Source organism: Candidatus Nitrospira bockiana (genome assembly GCF_965152565.1).
Genome location: NZ_OZ224215.1, coordinates 23,619 through 42,918, shown reverse-complemented (window position 1 = coordinate 42,918; position 19,300 = coordinate 23,619). Strand labels below are relative to the sequence as shown.

General features: G+C 66.0%; 17 protein-coding genes. 5 read left to right on the top strand and 12 right to left on the bottom strand.

Annotated elements, in window-relative coordinates; genetic code table 11:
* Positions 1-25 precede the first annotated feature (25 nt).
* From ACWHYV_RS00215 to ACWHYV_RS00205, 3 genes are all read left to right on the top strand, one after another.
* A complete protein-coding gene (locus tag ACWHYV_RS00215; protein WP_447978653.1) occupies positions 26-844 on the top strand; it encodes an outer membrane lipoprotein-sorting protein in 819 nt (272 codons plus the stop codon).
* 257 nt (positions 845-1,101) lie between these two features.
* Positions 1,102-2,283, top strand: coding sequence for a hypothetical protein (locus ACWHYV_RS00210; RefSeq protein WP_447978652.1), 1,182 nt, complete (start codon positions 1,102-1,104; stop codon positions 2,281-2,283).
* Between the two features lie 40 nt (positions 2,284-2,323).
* Positions 2,324-3,142, top strand: coding sequence for an inositol monophosphatase family protein (locus ACWHYV_RS00205; RefSeq protein WP_447978651.1), 819 nt, complete (start codon positions 2,324-2,326; stop codon positions 3,140-3,142).
* Here the strand turns inward: ACWHYV_RS00205 and ACWHYV_RS00200 are convergent.
* Positions 3,135-3,860: a Crp/Fnr family transcriptional regulator gene (locus ACWHYV_RS00200; protein ID WP_447978650.1), complete on the bottom strand. Its 726-nt coding sequence runs from the start codon at positions 3,858-3,860 to the stop codon at positions 3,135-3,137. The genes ACWHYV_RS00205 and ACWHYV_RS00200 overlap by 8 nt on opposite strands.
* Positions 3,861-4,110: 250 nt before the next feature.
* Between ACWHYV_RS00200 and ACWHYV_RS00195 the strand changes: the two genes are divergently transcribed.
* On the top strand, positions 4,111-4,515 hold the full coding sequence (locus ACWHYV_RS00195; RefSeq protein WP_447978649.1) for a PAS domain-containing protein: 405 nt from the start codon (positions 4,111-4,113) through the stop codon (positions 4,513-4,515).
* Here the strand turns inward: ACWHYV_RS00195 and ACWHYV_RS00190 are convergent.
* The 7 genes from ACWHYV_RS00190 to ACWHYV_RS00160 form a co-directional block, all read right to left on the bottom strand.
* Positions 4,512-5,507: an MDR family oxidoreductase gene (locus ACWHYV_RS00190; protein ID WP_447978648.1), complete on the bottom strand. Its 996-nt coding sequence runs from the start codon at positions 5,505-5,507 to the stop codon at positions 4,512-4,514. The two genes, ACWHYV_RS00195 and ACWHYV_RS00190, sit on opposite strands and share 4 nt — an antisense overlap.
* 212 nt (positions 5,508-5,719) lie before the next feature.
* Positions 5,720-6,682: an NADPH:quinone reductase gene (locus tag ACWHYV_RS00185; RefSeq protein WP_447978647.1), complete on the bottom strand. Its 963-nt coding sequence runs from the start codon at positions 6,680-6,682 to the stop codon at positions 5,720-5,722.
* Positions 6,683-6,800: 118 nt separating this feature from the next.
* Entirely contained in the window at positions 6,801-8,093 is a 1,293-nt protein-coding gene (locus ACWHYV_RS00180) for a TolC family protein (protein WP_447978646.1), read from the bottom strand.
* Positions 8,012-11,203: an efflux RND transporter permease subunit gene (locus ACWHYV_RS00175; protein ID WP_447978645.1), complete on the bottom strand. Its 3,192-nt coding sequence runs from the start codon at positions 11,201-11,203 to the stop codon at positions 8,012-8,014. The genes ACWHYV_RS00180 and ACWHYV_RS00175 overlap by 82 nt, the downstream gene beginning before the upstream one ends.
* Positions 11,204-11,230: 27 nt before the next feature.
* Positions 11,231-12,340: an efflux RND transporter periplasmic adaptor subunit gene (locus ACWHYV_RS00170; protein WP_447978644.1), complete on the bottom strand. Its 1,110-nt coding sequence runs from the start codon at positions 12,338-12,340 to the stop codon at positions 11,231-11,233.
* A gap of 69 nt (positions 12,341-12,409) precedes the next feature.
* Positions 12,410-12,697 carry an STAS domain-containing protein gene (locus ACWHYV_RS00165; RefSeq protein WP_447978643.1) on the bottom strand — a complete coding sequence of 96 codons (288 nt, stop codon included), beginning with the start codon at positions 12,695-12,697 and terminating at the stop codon, positions 12,410-12,412.
* A gap of 262 nt (positions 12,698-12,959) precedes the next feature.
* Positions 12,960-15,047, bottom strand: a complete 2,088-nt coding sequence (locus ACWHYV_RS00160) for a sigma 54-interacting transcriptional regulator (RefSeq protein WP_447978642.1) — start codon at positions 15,045-15,047, stop codon at positions 12,960-12,962.
* Between the two features lie 118 nt (positions 15,048-15,165).
* On the opposite strand from ACWHYV_RS00160, the gene ACWHYV_RS00155 reads away from it, so the two are divergent.
* On the top strand, positions 15,166-16,404 hold the full coding sequence (locus tag ACWHYV_RS00155) for an NAD(P)/FAD-dependent oxidoreductase (protein WP_447978641.1): 1,239 nt from the start codon (positions 15,166-15,168) through the stop codon (positions 16,402-16,404).
* A gap of 3 nt (positions 16,405-16,407) precedes the next feature.
* On the opposite strand, the gene ACWHYV_RS00150 is transcribed toward ACWHYV_RS00155, so the two are convergent.
* The 4 genes from ACWHYV_RS00150 to ACWHYV_RS00135 all read right to left on the bottom strand — a co-directional run bounded on the left by ACWHYV_RS00150 (position 16,408) and on the right by ACWHYV_RS00135 (position 19,197).
* Positions 16,408-17,097 carry an HAD family hydrolase gene (locus tag ACWHYV_RS00150; RefSeq protein ID WP_447978640.1) on the bottom strand — a complete coding sequence of 230 codons (690 nt, stop codon included), beginning with the start codon at positions 17,095-17,097 and terminating at the stop codon, positions 16,408-16,410.
* A gap of 180 nt (positions 17,098-17,277) precedes the next feature.
* A complete protein-coding gene (locus ACWHYV_RS00145; RefSeq protein ID WP_447978639.1) occupies positions 17,278-17,649 on the bottom strand; it encodes a rhodanese-like domain-containing protein in 372 nt (123 codons plus the stop codon).
* A 71-nt stretch (positions 17,650-17,720) separates the two neighbouring features.
* Complete coding sequence (locus ACWHYV_RS00140) at positions 17,721-18,584, bottom strand: pirin family protein (protein WP_447978638.1); 864 nt, start codon at positions 18,582-18,584, stop codon at positions 17,721-17,723.
* Positions 18,547-19,197 carry a nitroreductase family protein gene (locus ACWHYV_RS00135; RefSeq protein WP_447978637.1) on the bottom strand — a complete coding sequence of 217 codons (651 nt, stop codon included), beginning with the start codon at positions 19,195-19,197 and terminating at the stop codon, positions 18,547-18,549. Before ACWHYV_RS00135 ends, ACWHYV_RS00140 begins: the two co-directional genes overlap by 38 nt.
* Positions 19,198-19,300 lie beyond the last annotated feature (103 nt).

The following is a 19,300-nucleotide window of genomic DNA, read 5'->3' as shown; positions in this document are numbered from 1 at the left end:
TTCGTCTTCAGAGGAAAGAGCTCTCGTGACGCGACCTAGCCCCAGATCTTTCGCCGTGCTGTTGGTGTGCCTCCTCGGGATCCCTCTGATCGGGCTCGAAGGTCACTCGGCCGACCCGTCGGCCCGCGACATCATGGAGAAGAATTTCTACGCGACGAAGGTGCGGCATCTCGTCAACGACAGCACGATGACGCTGATCAACGAGAAGGGGCAACAGCGGCTGCGGAAGATGCACAGCGTGTCGGCCCTCCAACCGAACGGGATCGACAGCAAGCTGATGATCCGCTTTTCGTATCCGGGCGACGTGCAGGGGACCGGCTATTTGCAGATCCAGCACCATGACGGCGAGGACGACATGTGGATTTTCCTTCCGGCGCTCAAGAAAGTGCGGCGGTTGGTGGCCAACAACAAGAAGGACAGCTTCGTCGGCTCGGACTTCTCCTACGGCGACATCTTGCTGCCCGTCGTCGATACGTACCGCCATCGGCTCCTGAAGACCGAGGTGCTCGATGGAGAAGAGTGCTATGTCGTCGAATCGCTGCCCGCGACCGATCAGATCAAGAAGGACTACGGGTATGCCCGGCGGGTCGCCTGGATCAGGAAGAGCAATTTCATGGAGAAGAAGGTGGAGTACGATGACGCCTCCGGACGTCCGTTGAAGACCCAGGTGATTCCCGAGGTCAAGGAAGTCGACCCCCAGGCCCACCGGTGGTGGGCGGTGCGCCGGGAGGTCGTGAACCACCAGACGGGCCACCGCACGATCCTCGTCTTCGATGCCCTCGACGCGGGGCAGCCCATACGAGACGATTTCTTCACGCCGCGCTACCTGGAACGGGAGAAATGAATGAGGCCGCTCGAGCGAGATCGCCGAGATGGCCCCGTATCCTCCTCGTCGGCCTTCTCCTGCTGTGCTGGTGCCCCTCCCTGGAAGCCAAGTCGGGGGCTCGAGCGCCAGCCCCCGCACCGGCGCCGCCTCCCGAAATCCAAGGCCCGCCGAACCCGCCGGTTCCGGCTCCAAGCGCTCCCGGTCGGGAATCGGCTTCGACCGAGACAGGGGCGTCGGAGCCGGCCGCCGACGCGGCGGCCGGCTGGCGCGCATGGGTGGAGCAAGCCGGCTACGCCGGTCATGTTCGGTTCGACTACTTCACGGCCTCCAAGCGCCTCGACGATAACCACAGCCTCCCGGGCCTGACCTACCAACCCCGGCTGCTTCCCAAGTTCGGCTCGTGGGGAGACGCCAAGATCGAAGGGCGGCTCACCGACCAGGACCTGACCGACCGGCGGGAACCCAGACAGGCGCGTCTGCTGGAGGCCTATACGAACCTCTACTTCGGGTCGCTGGACGTCCGAATCGGCAAGCAGAACATCCCATGGGGACGCGCCGACGCGCTCAATCCGACCGATAACTTGACGCCGAAGGATTTCACCGTGCTGTCGGCGTTGGATGAAGTCGAACGCCGAACGGGCACGATGGCGGTCCGCACCAACTACTATCGCGGGGACTATACCGTCTCGCTGATCTGGCTTCCCCTGTTCAACCCCAGCACGATCCCGTTGTCCCCGAGACCCGGGTTTCGAATTACGGAGGAGAAACGCTCGGAAGGAGCCTGGACCGACCACGGCTTCGCTGCCAAACTGGACCACACGGGGGGCGCCCTCGACTGGTCCGTCAGTTACTACTACGGGCTGGACGTCCTGCCCATCGGCCGGCCGGTCACGCCGTTCCACGCCGTTCTCATCCACAACCGGATTCACGTCCTGGGCGCGGACTTCGCGCGCAACTTCGGCCGCTTCGGGGTCCGCGGCGAGGGCGCGTACGTACACACGCAAAACCCGGACGGCACGGATCCGTTCATCAAGAACCCGTTCGTCTTCTATGTCCTCGGCGTCGATCGCGACCTGACCGAAGATCTCAACATCAACGTGCAGGCGTATCAACGGTACATCATCAACTTCAACGACCCGTTCGCCATCCAGGATCCCGTGCAACGCAGCGTCGCGGTGCTGAGCGACACCTTCAATCAGCAGTTGGACCGGATCCAGGGCGGCTTCACGGCCCGCATTCGAGCCACCTGGCTCAACAAGACGCTCGAAGGCGAGTTGCTGGCCGTGCTGAACCTCCCGCGGCGCGATTTCTTCCTGCGCCCGCTGCTCGGCTACGCCTTCTCGGACGTCTGGAAAGGCTATATCGGCTGGGACATCTTCAACGGCCAGCGCGATTCGTTCTTCGGCCGGTTGCAGCCCACCACGGCCTTCTTCGTCGAAGTGCGGGCCGTCTTCTAGCCGGAGCGGCCGATCGGGCCGGCTATGGTATGATGCGACGATGAACGAGAAGAGCGGGCTCGACGACCCCCTCCGCGATCGCTTGAGGACCGTCGCCGTCGAGGCGGCGCGATCCGCCGGAGCCGTGCTCCTGAAGCATGCGCGATCCGGGTTCCGCATCGAGCACAAGGCTGCGGTCAACCTCGTCACCGACGCCGATCGCGCCTCGGAGCAGGTCGTCATCGACGCCATTCGGGCCGCGTACCCGTCCCACCGCATTCTCGCCGAGGAGCGCGGCACGGCGGCCGGCGGGGAGGGGCCGTTCCAGTGGATCATCGATCCACTCGACGGCACGACGAACTTCGCGCACGGATTTCCCGTTTATTGCGTCTCGATCGGCCTCGAATATCGCGGCGCGCTCGTCCTCGGCGTCGTGTTCGACCCGACGCGCGACGAGCTGTTCGTGGGGGAGGCGGGGCGGGGCGCCACGTTGAACGGGAAGGCCATCCGAGTCTCACGGACGGCGGATCTCAACGCGGCCCTCCTCGTGACCGGGTTCGCGTACGACATCAGGGAAGCCAAATACAACAACCTGGACTACTTTTCACGGTTCGCCGTGCGGGCGCAGGGATTGCGGAGGACGGGAGCCGCCGCGCTCGATCTGTGCTACGTGGCGATGGGCCGGTTCGACGGCTTCTGGGAAATGAAGCTCCATCCGTGGGACATGGCGGCCGGCGCCGTGATCGTCAAGGAAGCCGGCGGCCGGATGTCCGATTTCAAGGGCGGTGCGTTTTCGATTTTCGGCGCCGACATGCTGGCAAGCAACGGGCTCATCCACGAGGCGATGATCGAGACGCTGAACGGGTCCCCACTCACTTAGCCGCGTCCGCGAAGACGCGGTCGTACTCCTCCTTCAGGATCTTGTAGCACTCGCAGGACACGGCCTGGAGCCCGTCGCGATCGATGATCGTGATCTTCTTGCGGGCGTAGAGGATCAATCCCGCCTTCTGCAGCTTGCGCATCACGAAGCTCACGCTCGGCCGCCGTACGCCCAGCATTTCGGAGAGAAATTCCTGCGTGAACAAGAACTGATTGGTCCGCGCCCGATCCTGCATGGTGAGCAACCACCGGGCGAACCGCTTTTGGGCCGAATGCAAACTGTTACAGGCTCCGGAGCGGCTGATCTGGGTGAGCAACGCGTGCGTGTACTGGGTCAGCAACGTGTGGAGCGGTCCGACCGGGACCGATTCGGCCTTGAAGAGATCGGCGTCGATCCGCAACGCCTCACCCGGCGCTTGCACGACCGCTTTGGCCACCGCCAGGTCCACCCCCAGGAAGACGGAGATGCCGGCGACCCCTTCGTTGCCGATCGAGGCGATCTCGACGCTCGCCCCGTCCTCCATGACACTGATCATGGAGACGACCGCGGTCGTCGGAAAATACACATGCTTGATCGGGTCGCCTTGTTCGTACAGGATCACGTTCTGATGCAGCGGGACGGGCTCGAGGTAGTGGAAAAACCGGGTACCCCCACGGGCGGCCAAGGCGGTGAGCAAACGGTTTCGGGCCCCGATGTGAGCGGGTGGTTGTCTGGGCATACGCGGCCTGGGCCAATGTAGGACAACGCATCGGGAAAAGTCTGTTCGGTCCATTACAGAAACAGGGCCCTTCGACGAGCGAGCCGCGACCGATCGCACGACAAACATCAGCATTCCTGCAACGTTCGCGGCGGCTCCCGGATTTCGACCGGCGAGTCCTACGTTCAAGTACGGAGGAGGCCCCACTGTCAGGAACCAAACAGATTCCCCCGTCGCACCCGGCTATGATGGCGGCCTTCCTGGGGGACGCATGGAGCACTCGGGTGAGGACGCGATCGAGGCGAGTCGTTATGCCATCTGGGGGGTCGAGCGTGAGGCTCTGCGGATCGTCATCGCCAATGAAGCCGCCATTCGCCACCTCGGATTTTCCCGCCCGGAATTGTTCGGAATGACGCTCATGGACCTCCTCCCGGCCGACGCCGTGGCCGCCATCGAGCGCCACTGCCCGCGCGGGTACCGCTCTGATCTTCCGAACCGTTTGGGGTTTTTCGCTCTACAGAAAAAAGATGGGACTCGATCCTCGGTCGAGCTATTCTGCCAGGCCATGAGGATGCAAGGGGAAGAGCGGATTTTCGTGCTGGCCCGCCTCCATCGCCTGGGCCCGCCGCCCGCCATTCCGCCCATGGGTCCCCCGCGCTCCTCCCCCTCTGTCTAGCGGCCGACATCGATCACGACCCGTCCTCGTATCCGGCCCTCGACGATCATCTCGCTCAAGTGCGGCACCTCGCGCAATGGAGCCAGCCGCATCACACGGTGGAGCTTCTCGCGCGGGAGCTCCTGGAACAGGCGCGCCCAGGCGGTCAGACGCCGACCCCGAGGCGTGGTGCTCGAGGCGATCCCGAGCATGCTGACCCCCCGCAACAGGAAGGGAAAGACCGTGGTCGCCAACTGGCTGCCACCGGCGAGCCCGCACACGGCCACCGCGGCACGGTGGCGGAGCGTGCGCAAGATCGTCGCCAGCGTATCGCCTCCCACCGAGTCGACCGCTCCGGCCCACCGCTCGGGGTCCAGGGCCTTCTGGCTCGCCGCGGCCAACACGGCCCGGTCGAGGATGGCGGTCGCGCCCAAATCCCGTAAGTAGGCGTGGCTCTCGGTGCGACCGGTCGACGCCGTCACCTGGTATCCCACGGACGACAAGAGCGCGACGGCCAGGCTCCCCACGCCGCCGGACGCCCCGGTCACGAGGACCTCCCCCCCTTCGGGCCGCAGCCCATGCTCTTCGAGCGCCATCAAGCTCAGCATGGCGGTCAACCCCGCAGTTCCGATCCCCATCGCTTCGTCGAGCCCGAAGTCGGGCGGGAGCTTGATGAGCCACTCGGCCTTCACCCGGGCCGCCTGAGCATAGCCGCCCCACCACTCCTCGCCGATCCCCCATCCCGTCACGAGGACGCGATCGCCGGGCGCGAAGTCCGGGCTCGCCGACGCCTCGACGACCCCCGCGAGGTCGATACCCGGGACCATCGGAAACCGCCGGACGACCTTGCCCCGGCCGGTCACGGCAAGCCCGTCCTTGTAATTGAGGCTGGAATAGGCGACCGAGACGAGCACGTCGCCGTCGGGCAGCGCACGGAGCGGCAACTCGCACAGCTCAGCGTGGACCTTGCCCTCTCTCTGGTCGAGCAGGAGCGCGGTGAATCGGTCTCTCATGAAGAAGGTTGAGGCTCAGGCTAAGGTTAAGCAAAGAAGAGCAGGCTCATTCGCTCCATGGTATCTTCGTGTATCTGCTGAAGCTCCACTCAACCTTAACCTCAAGTCTTATGAAGAAGGTTCAGGTTCAGGTTAAGGGAAGAAGAATAGATTCGATGCTCGTGTATATTCTGAATCTCAACTCCACCTTAACCTTAGCCTCAACCTCAGTTTCACGGCACCAGAATGAGTTTCCCGTAGGCGCCGGGCTCCATGATGAGACGATGCGCGCGCGACGCCTCGGCGAGCGGCAGCTCTTGCCGGACGACCGGCCGCAACGTGCCGTTGTCGAGGCCGGCGTAGAGCGCCGCATGGATTCGGCGGGCCTCGAAGTCCGTCACGTTGAACAACAGCATGCCGATCACGCTCGCATCTCGGGTCATGAGGTCCCGTGGGTCGATCTCGACGGCGCCGCGGCTCCCGATGATCACGACGCGGCCGTCCCTGGCGACCACTCCCGCATCCTTCCCCAGGTTCACGCTCGCCAGCATCTCCAGGATCACATCCGCACCGCGCCCGCCCGTGAGCTCCAGCACGCGCCGGGGACAGTCGGGCGCATGATGATCCAGCACGTGATGCGCCCCTTGGTCGAGCACGAGCCGGCGGCCCCGCTCGGACCCCGCGGTCCCGATCACGACCAACCCCGCCGCGCGGGCGAGCTGGACACTCGCCACGCCCACGCCGCCGCTGGCGCCATGCACGAGCACGGTCTCACCGGGCCCCGCGCGCGCACATTGGAACAGGGCGCGATACGCCGTGGCGTACGGAATGTAGACGGCCGCCCCTTGCGAGAACGCGACCCGGGCCGGCAGCGGATACACGTGGCGCGCTTCACAGAGCGTCCGTTCCGCGTAAGCCCCCGAGCGAGTTCCGGCCGTGTAGACGCGGTCGCCGGCTTTGACATGGCGCACGCCGTCGCCGACCGACTCGACCACGCCGGCCGCGTCCGTTCCCGGGGTATAGGGAAGCGTGGGCCGCCCCGCATAGAGCCCCGCGCGGATATAGGTCTCGACGGGGTTCACACCGACGGCATGGACGCGGACGACCACTTCGCCGGCCCCCGGCCGCGGATCGGGGACCTCCTCCAGCCGCATCACCTCAGGATCGCCGAACTCGTACACGCGTATGGCTTTCATCTCGTCTCCGGATGAGGGCCGAGGGGTTAGCCCGCATTACTCATGACCACTTCTACTGCAACCGCCGATACGCCGCTACGACACGCTTGGGTGGGTTTCACCACCCAAGCGGGCGGGCTTAGAGCTTTTGCAGCTCTCCTTTGGCCCGAGCCAAGTTGATCCGGGCGGCGTTGAAATTCGCCAACGCCTCGATCACGTTGTCGCGCGCGCGGGCGAGCGAGGCCTGCGCATTGGTGACCTCGACATTATTGGCGACGCCCACGGCAAACCGCTCGCGTGACAATTCGAGCTCGCGCAACGCCAACCGCAGCCCTTCTTGAGCCACGAGCACCTGCTGCCTCGTCGACGACAGCGTGAGCAGCGCGTCGCGCACCTCCAAGGTGATCTGAGCCGCCAGGTCCTTCATCCGAATGTCTTCCTGGCGCAACTGGCTGCGGCTCTCGGAGATCCGTGCCTCGCGCTGCCCGCCGTCGAAGATCGGGACGCTGAGCGTCACACCGACGTTGCGCGTCGGAAGCGCCTCGTCCGGGCCCAGCCCGATGAAGCCGTAATCGCCGTCGAAGCGCACCGACGGAATCCGTTCGCTGTGAATCGAGCTGAGCGTGAGGTTCGCCAGCTTCTGCCGCTGGGCCTGGGCTTTCAGCTCCACCCGATTCTCCCGGGCCGCGAGCAGCGCCTCGTGCGGCGTCTGCGGCTCCACCTCGACCAGCTTCAACTCGTCGGTCAGGACGAGCTCGACGTCGAAGTCGATGCCGATCGCGCGGATGAGGTTCAGCTTCGTGCGGCCGCGCTGGTTGTGCGCGATCAGCAACCGCTGCTTCTCGTTTTCCAATTGCACCTGCGCCCGGGTGACGTCGAGCCCGGTGGCCATGCCGGCGGCCTTGCGGTCCTGGGCCAGCCGCAAGAGCTGCTGGTTCAACTCGAGGTTGGCCTCGCTGGCCTTCACCGCCGCCGCGGCCCGTAAGGCCTCGACGTACAGCAGCCCCACGGTCGCCATCGTGTCCCGCCTGGTCGCCTCGGCATCGAGCTCGGCCACTTCGATGCCGGCCCGGCCGGCCCGCCAGCGGTCGATCAGGCTGAGATTGAAGATGCTCTGCACGAGGGACGCACGGGCGTCGAACGGATTGAACGGCCCCACGACCCCGCCGCCGGGAATGCCGAACGCCCCGAGGTTGAAGGTACGACTGAACTGGCTGACCGTCCCGCTGAGCGTGGGCAGCAGCGCGCCGCGGCGCAGATCCGCCTGGCCGCGAGCTTCCAGCACCCGCTCCTTGAACCGCAGCACGGTCGGGTTGTTGTCCAGCGCCGCCTCGATCGCCTCCTTCAAGCTCAGCCGCAGCTCGGGAGCCGCCGGCTCCTCCTCGGCGGCCCACGCCGGCCCGCCGCCCGCCCAGAGCCCGGCGGCCAGCACGAGGGTGAGGACAGCCCGCCCGTGGGCGGCCGCGTGGGGACCGCGGGCTCGGCCGGCGCGTGCGCCGGATCGGCGGTCCGCCGGCGGGCGAGCAGCGTGTAGACGGCCGGGACGATCACGAGCGTCAGGACCGTCGAGAAGAGGAGCCCGCCCACGATGACATAGCCGAGTTGGCGCCGGCTCTCGGCGCCCGCGCCGGCCGCGAGCGCGAGCGGAACGGCGCCGAGAATCATCGCGGCCGTGGTCATGAGGATTGGTCGGAGGCGGAGCACGGCGGCTTCGGTCACCGCCTCCGAGAGGCCCCGCCCCCGAGCCCTCAGCTGGTTGGCAAACTCCACGATGAGGATCGCGTTCTTGCTCACGAGGCCGATGAGCATCACCATCCCGATCTGGCTGTAGACGTTCAACGTGGCCCCCATGACCTTGAGCGACAGCAGCGCCCCGGTGACGGCGAGCGGGACGCTCAAGAGGATCGTGAAGGGATCGACGAAGCTTTCGAACTGCGCGGCCAACACGAGATAGATCACCACGATCGCGAGCGCGAACGTCACGTACAGGCTCCCCGTCGACTCCTTGAACTCTTTGGATTCGCCGGCCAGCGTGAGCCGAGTCCCCGGCGGCAGGACCTCCCGCGCCGCCCGTTCCAAGTAGGCCAGGACGTCGCCCAACGAATAGCCCGGAGCCAGGTTGGCGGTGATCGTCGCCGCCCGCATCTTATCGTAGTGGTTCAGTTCCTTGGGCGCCACGGTCTCCTCGACGGTGACGAGGTTGCTGAGCTGAACGAGCGCGCCCTGCTCGCCGCGGACGTACAGTCCAGTCAGGTCCGAGGGCTTGGTCCGGTCTTCGCCCCGCAGCTTCACGATCACGTCATACTCCTCCCCCTGCCGCTTGAACGTCGTCACCTCGCGCCCCCCGAGCAGGGTTTCGAGGGTTCGCCCGATCGTGGCCACGGGGACGCCGACGGCGGCGGCCTTGGTGCGGTTGATATGGACTTCCAGCTCGGGCTTGTTGAGCTTCAGGTCCGTGTCGAGGTTCACCACCCCCGGATAGCCGGCGATCTTGTGGAACACCCGGTCGACGTACCCTTGGAGGTCTTCATAGGTGGGGCCGCCGATGACGAACTGCACCGGCGTCTTGACGATGCTCTGGCCGAGGGAGGGTGGGTTGATCGGAAAGGCGAGGACGCCCGGGATCGCGAACATCTTCGGCGCCAACTCCGCCACGACCTCCTGTTGGCTCCGCTCGCGCTCTTCCCAATCCTTCAGCATCGTGAAGCTGAAGGCGTTCGTGACGGGGTTCGGCCGTTCCAATCCGGGCGCGATCACCATGAAGTACTTGTCGATCTCGGGTACCTGATCGTACAGGTGCTCGATCCGCCGGGCGTAGGCGTCGGTGTAGGCGAGGGTCGAGCCTTCGGGGGCGATGATCACGCCGATGAAGATGCCTCGGTCCTCGATCGGGGCCAACTCGGACCGAAGCGACTGGAACAGCCCGTAGCTCGTGAGACTGAAGACGACGCCGACGGCGACGACGACCCAGCGGTGCGCGAGGGCGCCGGTGAGCACGCGCCGATAGCCCCCGTTCAAGCCGGCGAAGATCCGTTCCGTCGCACGATAGACCGCGCCGCCGAGTCGCCCGGGCCGCAGGATCGTGGCGCTCATCATCGGGGTCAGCGTGAGCGCGACGAAGCCGGAAATCAGGACGGAGCCGGCGACCGCCAGGCCGAATTCGGAGAACAGCCGGCCGGTCGTCCCGGTCATGAAGGCGATGGGCACGAAGACCGCGACCAGCGAGATCGTCGTGGCGACCACCGCGAAGCCGATCTCGCGGCTCCCGTCGAGCGCCGCCTGGAGGGGCGGCTGTCCGTGCTCGATGCGGCGATGGATGTTCTCCAGCACGACGATCGCGTCGTCGACGACCAGCCCGATCGCGAGCACGAGCCCCAACAGGGTGAGCACGTTGATGGAGAACCCCAGCGCGTACATGATCGTAAACGTGCCGATGATCGACGCGGGAATCGCCACCGCCGGGATAATGGTGGCACGCAGGCTGCGGAGGAAGACGAAGGTGACGCCGACCACGAGGCCCAAGGCGATCGCCATCGTCACGTACACCTCGTGGATCGACCGTTCGATGAAGATCGCGCTGTCGTAGGCGATCTGGAGCGTCATGCCGTCGGGCAGCGACTGGATGATCCCCGGCAGCTCGGCCTTGATCGCATTGGCGACCGCCAGGGTGTTCGCCTTGGACTGTTTCACCACGCCGAGTCCGACCGCCGTCCGCCCGTTCACCCGGACGGCGTTCCGGTCGTCTTCGGCGCCGAGCTCGGCGACGCCGACGTCGTGGAGGCGGATGGGATATCCCTGGCTGTACCCGATGATCAGTCGATTGAACTCCTCGGGCGTCGCCAGGTCGCCGCGCGTCCGCACGCTGAACTCGCGTTGCGCGCTCTCGACGCGCCCGGAGGGAATCTCGACGTTTTGCATGCGCAGCGCGGCTTCCACGTCCTGCACCGTGAGTTGCCGCGCGGCCAGCCGATCCTTGTCCAGCCAGATCCGCATGGCGTAGCGGCGGCCGCCGCCGACCATGACGTTGGAGACCCCGGGCAGGCTGGAGAGCCGGTCCACGACATAGCGGTCGGCGAAGTCCGTGATCTCGAGCTCGGTATGGCGGTCGCTGTAGAACGCGAGCCAAATGATCGCATTCGCATCCGCCTGGACCTTCGAGATGATCGGCTCCTCGATGTCGTCGGGGAGCTGCCCGCGCGCCCGGGCCACCCGATCCCGGACGTCGTTGGCCGCCGCATCGACGTCCCGCGACAGCTCGAACTCGATCGTGATCTGGGAGACCTCCTCACGGCTCGAGGAGCTCATCGTTTTGATGCCCTCGATCCCGCTGAGCTGGTCCTCGAGGATCTTGGTGACGTCGGTTTCGAGGATGCGGGCGCTCGCGCCCTTGTAGACCGTCCGGACCGACACGATCGGCGCATCGATGTCCGGGTATTCGCGAACCGAGAGCCGGGTGAAGGAAATGATGCCGAAGATCACCAGGACCAGGGTCATGACCGTGGCCAAGACCGGCCGCCTGATCGAGGTCTCAGAGAGCTTCATGGACCGCGGCCTCGAGATCGACCGTCCTCACTGCACGAGCGCCTCGACCTGACCCCGCTCAACCGGCTGCACCGGCAGGCCGTCCCGAATCTTCTGGTGGCCGGCTCGCACGACGGTATCGGAGGCCTTCAGCCCTTCCACCACTTGGACGAGCCCGCGCTCGCGGGCGCCGAGCTTCACCTCGGTCAGGCGGGCGACGCCCTCCTCCACTCGGAAGACGGAGGCGTTGTCCTGCTGGGGCACCACCGCCTCCTCCGGAATCAACAGGGCGTCCTCGGTCCGGCCGAGCACGAGTGAGACGTTGGCGAACATGCCGGGCCTCAGCTTGACCCCGGGATTCGGGATACGGGCGCGGACGCGGACGGTTCGGCTCAGCTCGTCGACCCGCGGGTCGATCGAATAGACCTCTCCGGTGAACGCCGTGCCGGCGAAGGCGTCGACATGCACGCGGACCTGCTGACCGACGGAGAGACGGCTGAAGTAGGTTTCGGGGACCATGAAGTCGATCTTGACGGTCGTGAGGTCCTCGAGGTTGACGATGTCCCGCCCGGGCTGGACGTAATCGCCCGGCGACACCCGGCGGGTCCCGAGGTGGCCGGCAAAAGGGGACCGGATCCGCGTCTTCGACAAGCGCTCCTCGAAGAGCCGGTAGTTCGCTTCGGCCGCTTTCAGGGTGGTGGCCGCCTGGTCCAGCTCTTGGCGCGAGACGTTGTCGTTGGCGATCAGCCGCTTCATCCGATCATAATTGAGCCGAGCGATTTCCCGGTTCGCCGCGGCCTGGGCCAATTGCGCCTCGAGCTCACCCGCGTCCAATTCGATCAGCACCCTGCCCTGTTCGACCGCCTGGCCCTCCCGAAAATTCACGCGCGTCACCCGCCCGGGAATCTCCGGCCGGATCATCACCGATTCGTTCGCCGCCAACGTCCCGACGGCGGTGAGGGTTTCGCTGATCGGCCCGATCGTCACCGGCGCCACTTCCACGGGCATGGCAAAGCCCGCGGGCGCGGGCCCGCGCCGTTCGCCGGCCTGGGGATCTTCGGCTTTGCCGTTGCGGGCGACGTTCATCGCCAACGGCACCGCGGCAAGCGCGAGCACGGCGAGCGCGATCGCCGCGCGATGGGTCCGCGTCCATCTCACGATCATAGCCTTTCGTGGCTCAGGCACGGGCGGCGGGCGCCACACCGCCCGAAGGCGAGTGCGGGGCCGTCATCCGCGCCCGCCTCCGGCCGCCGCCTTGATTTCTTCGACGATGCAGGTGGTGAGGCACCCTCGGGTGAGGAACTGCGCCCCACCGGCGTAGAGGCGGGCCAGCAGCGCCTTGCCTTCACCGTCGATATGGGTCACGCCGCTGAGGTCGATCCGCACCGGATTCGCCTGCTGTCGGCCGCATCCACACCAACACTGCTCGAGCTCCTTCACCCAGGGCCCTGCCAGACGGCCTTCGAGCTTCAGCGTGACGGCATCCTGATCGACATGGGTCGTAATTCTGAGCATTCCGGAACTCCCTTCACAAACTTGTCTGCCGGTCTTTGCACCTTGGACGTCCTGCGAGCCGAAGATCTCGCCATCGCGGAGATCCCCCGAGGTCCCAGGGGCAAAGACCATTCCCAAGACGGCCGACCCGGCGGGAGCAATCCTCAATGAAGTCAGGGCCTTCGAACCTCTCATCTGCTAATTACTCGCGCGCCGTCGCCGGCACGACGGTATTTCGGCAAGCTGCCGATCCCTCGTCGGATCCCCCGGCCCGCTCCGCGCCTCACCGCGGCCGGGTGATCCCGAGCTTCTGCATCCTGGACTGTAGGGTCGTGCGCTTCATACCCAGCTTCGCGGCGGCACCGGATGGCCCCCCGATGACCCAGCGGCTCTCCTTGAGCGCGCGCAGGATGTGCTCGCGCTCCGCCGACTCCAGCGTCCCGATCGCCGGTCCCGAGGACGCCGGCGCCCGCAGCTCGGCCGTCGGAACGTCGAGGTCGGGGCCCGCCGAGAGAATCACCGAGCGCTCGATGAAGTTTTCCAGCTCCCGGACGTTTCCGGGCCAGGGATAACGGCACAAGGCCGCCATGGCCTCGTTCGGGATCGTTTCGATGCGGCGGTTCATGCTCCGGGCGAATTTTTGGGTGAAATAGCGGACGAGGATCGGGATGTCCTCCGGGCGGTCGCGAAGCGGCGGCACGACGATGGGAAAGACGTTCAACCGGTAGAACAGATCGCTTCGGAACTCCTTGTCCGCCACCATCTGCCGCAGGTCGCGGTTCGTCGCGGCGATCAGCCGGACGTCGACACGGATCGTCTTGGTGCCGCCCAGGCGCTCGAATTCCTGTTCCTGGAGCACACGCAGCAGCTTCGATTGCAGCTCCGGCGGAATCTCACCGACCTCGTCCAGGAAAATGGTCCCGCGGTGGGCCAGCTCGAACCGGCCGAGCTTTTGGGCGATCGCGCCGGTGAAGGCGCCCTTCTCGTGGCCGAACAACTCGCTTTCGAGCAGGCCGGTGGGGATCGCCGCGCAGTTCAGCTTCACGAACGTCCGCTCCCGCCGCCCGCTCACGGTATGGATCGCCCGCGCCAGGAGCTCCTTGCCGGTGCCCGTTTCGCCTTCGATCAGGACGGTCGAGTCCGTCGGCGCAACGATTTCGATCTGCTTGAGCACCCGCTTCAGCGCCGGACTGTCTCCGACGATGTCTTCGAAGTTGTACTCGGTGCGGATCTCCTCCTCGAGGTACAGCTTCTCCTTCGCGAGCTTGTCCTTCAGCTCGACGATCTCCCGATGGGCCAGCGCATTTTCGACCGCAATCGCCACCTGCGCGGCCGCCTGCTCCAGGATCTCCACGTCCTCGGCCGTGTATCGCCCGTCGGTGAGGCGGGCGGTGTTGAGCGTGCCGAGCACCCGCTGACGAGCGATGAGCGGGACGCAACAGACGGACTTGACGCCTTCGGCGAGCAAGCGCGTGACGATGTCCGACGGGAAGGTCTTGAGCTCCGCTTCCCCGTAGACGACCGGCCGCTTCGTCTGAAGCGCCACGGCGGCCGGCGACCCTTCGTCGGGGTTCGCCATGCCTTCGCGGATCAAGCCCTTCCCGCCGGGAAACTCCACCGCGTAGACCCGGAGCTGGTGCTGCTCGGGGTCGTGAAGCGCCAGGCTCGTGTACTCGTGAGGCACGACCTCGCGCAGGCACTTGGCGATCGCGGTGAACAGCTCCCGCACGTTCAAATGCGACACCACGGCGTTGTTGATCTCGAGCAGCAGGCGCAACCGATCGCGCTCGCGTTCGAGCTGGCGTTGCGCCCGCTCGGCCGACTCATGGTTCAACGCGTTGTCCACCGCCACGGCGACCTGTCGGCCCACCTGCTTGAGCAACTCGAGGTCCCCGGAGGTGAACTCGCGGGGATGCAGGCTGCCGAACCCGACGGCGCCCAGGCGCCGGACCGCCGTGCTCAGCGGCACCATGCAACACCCTCGGATGCCGAGATCGAGCATGTAGCGCGTCGCCTTCGGGAACCGAGTCTCGTGCACGAGATCGGTCACGACGAATGGTTGCTGAGTCGTCCAGACCCACCCCCCGGCGGAATCCTCGATCGGCAATTCGATGGTCGGCAAATCCGGGTCGCCCGCGTTCGTCGGCCCCTCCAGTGTGTGGACCCGCATCACCTCGCGGGCCGCGTCGTGAAGGATCAGGCCGATGAAATCGAACGGCACGACGGCCGGCAGACGCCGGGCCAGCTCGCGGAACAGCTCGCGGAGGCTCCGGTGAACGGCGATCGCTTCCGACACCTCGAGGAGCGCGCGATAGGGCTGAGCCAGGTGCGCAGGGGAGGCGGTCGGGGGGAGGGCAGCGCTCTCAGTCATCGCGGTCCCGTTGCAGTCCTTGCGGCATCGTGTTTCTATAGGATACGACAACACGGAACGGGAAACCACTTACTCGGCCCGATTTCGCGGGCGCGGACGGCCGAGCACCCGAGGCACCATGGACCCGATGATCGACACCACCTACTTGCTCATCGGAGGCGGCCTCGCCTCCAGTCAGGCGGCCGAGACCCTCCGCCAACACCAGCCCCAGGCCGGCCTCGTGCTGGTCGGCGAAGAACGCCACCCGCCGTACGACCGTCCTCCGCTCTCCAAAGAGTTCCTCCAAGGCGACAAGCGGGCCGCCGACTTGTTTTTCCACACGGCCGAGCACTACCGGGAACGGAACATCGAGTTGATCCTCGGCACCCCGGTCGAGGCGCTTGATCTTCCCGCGAAGATCGCGCGCCTTGCGGACGGGCGTCGCATCCGTTTCGAGAAAGCCCTCCTGGCGACCGGCGGCCGCCCGGTCACGCTGTCGATCCCGGGCAGTCACCTGCCGGGCGTCCATTATTTGCGGACGTTGGACGATGCGACCGCGCTCTCGGCCCGAGCCGCCCCCGGGGCCCGCGCGGTGATGATCGGCGCCGGGTTCATCGGGCTCGAAGTGGCCGCGTCGCTCACCCGGCGCGGGGTGCAGGTCACGGTCATCGAAATGGAGCCGCGCATTTGGCCCCGCTTCGCCGACGCCGCGCTTGCTCAGGCGATTCAGTCCTACTGCGCGGACAAAGGGGTCGTCTTTCAGATGGGGGAGCGGGTCACCGCCTTCGACGGCGCCGATCGCGTCTCTCTGGTGCGCACGCAATCCGGCCGCACGATTCCCTGCGACATCATCTGCATCGGCGTCGGGATCCGCCCGAACGACGGACTGGCCCGCGCGGCCGGGCTGGTCGTGGACAATGGGATCATCGTCGATGAATACCTCCGGTCCTCGCATCCCGATGTGTTTGCGGCAGGCGACGTCGCCAATTACTTCGACCCGCTGTTTCAGAAACGGCGCCGGGTGGAGCATTGGGGCCACGCCGAGTATACCGGGCAGCTCGCCGCCCGGAACATGGCCGGCGATTCCGCCGCCTACGACCTGCTCACCTACGTCTGGTCCGACCTCTTCGACCTTCATCTCGAGTTCGCCGGGGACGAAAGTGAGCACGACCAGGTGCTGATCCGTGGGCGTCTGGGCGACCCCTCATCCACGGTCTTCTACCTCAAGCAGCACCGGCTGGTCGCCTTCTTCGCCGTCAACCCCGGCGGCCGCGACCTGCCGCCGCTCAAGCGGCTGATCACGCAGCGGCGAGACTTGACCGGCCGGGAAGGTGCGCTCCAAGACCCTCAGGTGCCCTTCAAGACCCTCCTGGCCTGAGCGTCACGGCGCGGCCCGCAGGCCGACCTCATCGAGATGGTGGAGGAGATCGGCCGGGTCTTGGTACACGCGGTACGCCCCCGCCCGTTCCAATTCTTCCCGACCGTACCCGCCGGAGAGCAGGCCGACACCCAGCGCCCACACCCGCCGCGCCGCCAAGAGGTCCCAGACGCTGTCGCCGATCACGACGCACTGATTGACCGGCACGCCCAAGTCGGCGGCGGCGGCCACGAACAGATCCGGGTCGGGTTTGGCATGGCGGACGCGGTCTCTGGTGACGACGGGCACGCCGGGCGAGAGCTTGAGCAGGCTGAGCGTCAGCCCGGCGCTCTTGAGGCGGCCGCTGGTGGCGATGGCGTGCGGGACTCCGCGGGCGGCCAAATGGTCCAACAAGGGTTGCGCCCCGGGGAGGGGACGAATCGACGGCGCCTGGCGAGCGTAGGCCTCGGCATGGCCCTGTTGGAGTCGCTCCGCCTGCTCGGCGGTCACCGTGTGCCCGACTTCGCGGAGCAGGGCGTTGAGCAGCAAGCCGCCGCTCATCCCGATCTGCCGATGAATCCGCCACACGGCGAGCTCGATCCCCTCGGCCAGCATGGCCTCGCGCCACGCGAGGACATGCTGGTAGACGCTGTCCACGAGCGTCCCGTCGAGGTCGAAGAGAAAGGCCAGCGGCTGGTTCTGGGTGACGTCCATTGGGATGAAATGGCCGGTCTTGGGTCACAGATACCAGTACTTCGCCCTATCTGTATGTCGGCCACGGACTGACGCGACGGGTGGAAGGCGGGAGGCTCTCAGAAACGAAGCGGGGCCCCTGAAGCGGCTTCAGGGGCCCCGCGGTGACCGAGCCGGCGTTCACCAGCCGGCCGGATACGCTCACGTTTCGATTTCGAATCCGTCGTTCTTCCACCAACGCCACCCGCCTTCCAGCTCCATCACCGGGTAGCCCTGACCGGCGAACTCTACGGCGGCGCTCGCGGCCAGATGGCAGACATGGGAGTAGCAGTACAGGACGTTCACCTTGTCCTTCCGGAGCCCCCGCAAGGTCGGCCATTGGTCTTTGGGGAGGTTGACGGCGCCCGGAATATGGCCTTCCGCATAGTCCTCGGCCGCCCGAACGTCCACGACGTTGACCTCGTTCTGCTGCATCATGCGCTCCAACTCCACCGGCCCGGTCGTAAAGGCCATCTTGGCCTCGAAATATTCCTTGGCTTTGATCGGGTCATTGATCTTCACATGCGTGGCCATGGCGTCCTCCTTGTGGCTTGAGAGCAGTGGCTGTTGGCTGAGGCCCCTTCAGCTCGATCGTGCTCAGGTGCTTACGTCGTGACGAACGTTCCCCGGCGCAGCTCCAGCAGCGTCTGTTCGATTTCTTCCTTCGTATTCATGACGAACGGGCCGTAGCGGGCGATCGGCTCGTGCAGCGGTTGACCGGAAATCAGTAAGAAGCGAGCCGGCTCCTCAGCCGTGGCGACCTCGACGGCGTCACCGTCGCCCCACACTACGAGCTTCGGATGGACGAGGAGCCGCCCCTCCTCGTGCTCGCCGCTCGAAAAGCGGGCCTTGCCTTCGAACACATAGGCAAAAGCTGTGTGGCCCCGTGGCACCGGATGACGAAAGACCGTCTGCGGCGGCACCGAGACGTCGAGATACGTGGGAGCGGCGGCGATGCCGCTCACCGGCCCTGTGATCCCCTCGACGGTGCCGGTGATGACCCGGATTCTCGCCCCGTCGTCCTTGGTAATCTCCGGGATCTCGGCGGCCCGGATATCCTGGTATCGTGGTGGGGCCATCTTCAGTTTCGCGGGCAGATTGACCCAGAGTTGGAACCCGGCGATCCCTTCCGGTCGGACTTCCAACATTTCCTCGTGCATGATCCCGCGGCCGGCCGTCATCCACTGGACGTCCCCGGTGCCGATCGTCCCGGAGTTCCCCAGCGTATCTCGATGGCGCACCGCGCCGCGCAGCACGTAGGTCACCGTTTCGATGCCGCGGTGAGGATGCAAGGGAAACCCGGCCTCGTAATCGCGCGGATCGTTGGAGGCAAAATGATCCAGCAACAGGAACGGGTCCAGATAGTTCACCGCTTGGGTCCCGATGCTTCGTCTAAGCCGCACGCCCGCGCCTTCGACGACGGGCTGGGGCTCAATGATCGTCTCGACGGACCTGGACAACAGCGTCATCGCACTCTCCTTTCCCCGCAAGGACCGATGCCTTCCCCCATGCTCCGGAGAAGACGAACTCATCGATCGGCTTACGGCTGCGTGGCCTGAGCTCCCGCTGGCGCAGGGGATCGGGCAGCTCCGATGGATCGCCCGGATAGCCCAGCGCGATCGCGGCCACCGGCTCATACCCCGGCGGAATCTGAAACTCCTCTCGCGCCCGGTCCACATGAAAGCCCGCCATCTGATGCACGACTAACTCGAAAGCCGTCGCCTGGATGACCAGATTCTCGACCGCGAGCCCGACGTCGTGAAACGCGTGGCGGTTCGGTTCTCCGCCTTCGTCGAACGAGAGCTTGGCCACGGACAGCATCAGCACCGGCGCGCGGTGCGCCCATCGCTGGTTGCTCTCCGTCAAACAATTCAGCAACCGGTCATAGTCCGTCCTGTTCTCCCGGATCGCGACCATGAAACTCCACGGCTGCTCATTGAACGACGACGGCGCCCACCGCGCGGCCTCCCAAAGACTTCGCAGCTTCTCCGGTTCAACCGGCCGGTTCGAGAAGGCGCGAGGGCTCCATCGCCGCCGCAACAGCTCGTGAATCGGATAGCGCGCGTCGGCCGGCTTTTCCATCTCAGGCTCCTTCTCGACAGACCCCGTGTCTTTATTTTCGTGTCTTCATTTTTCAGGCCGCCGAGGATTGACGATTCCCCCGTGCCGAGGCCCGGGCTCGCGC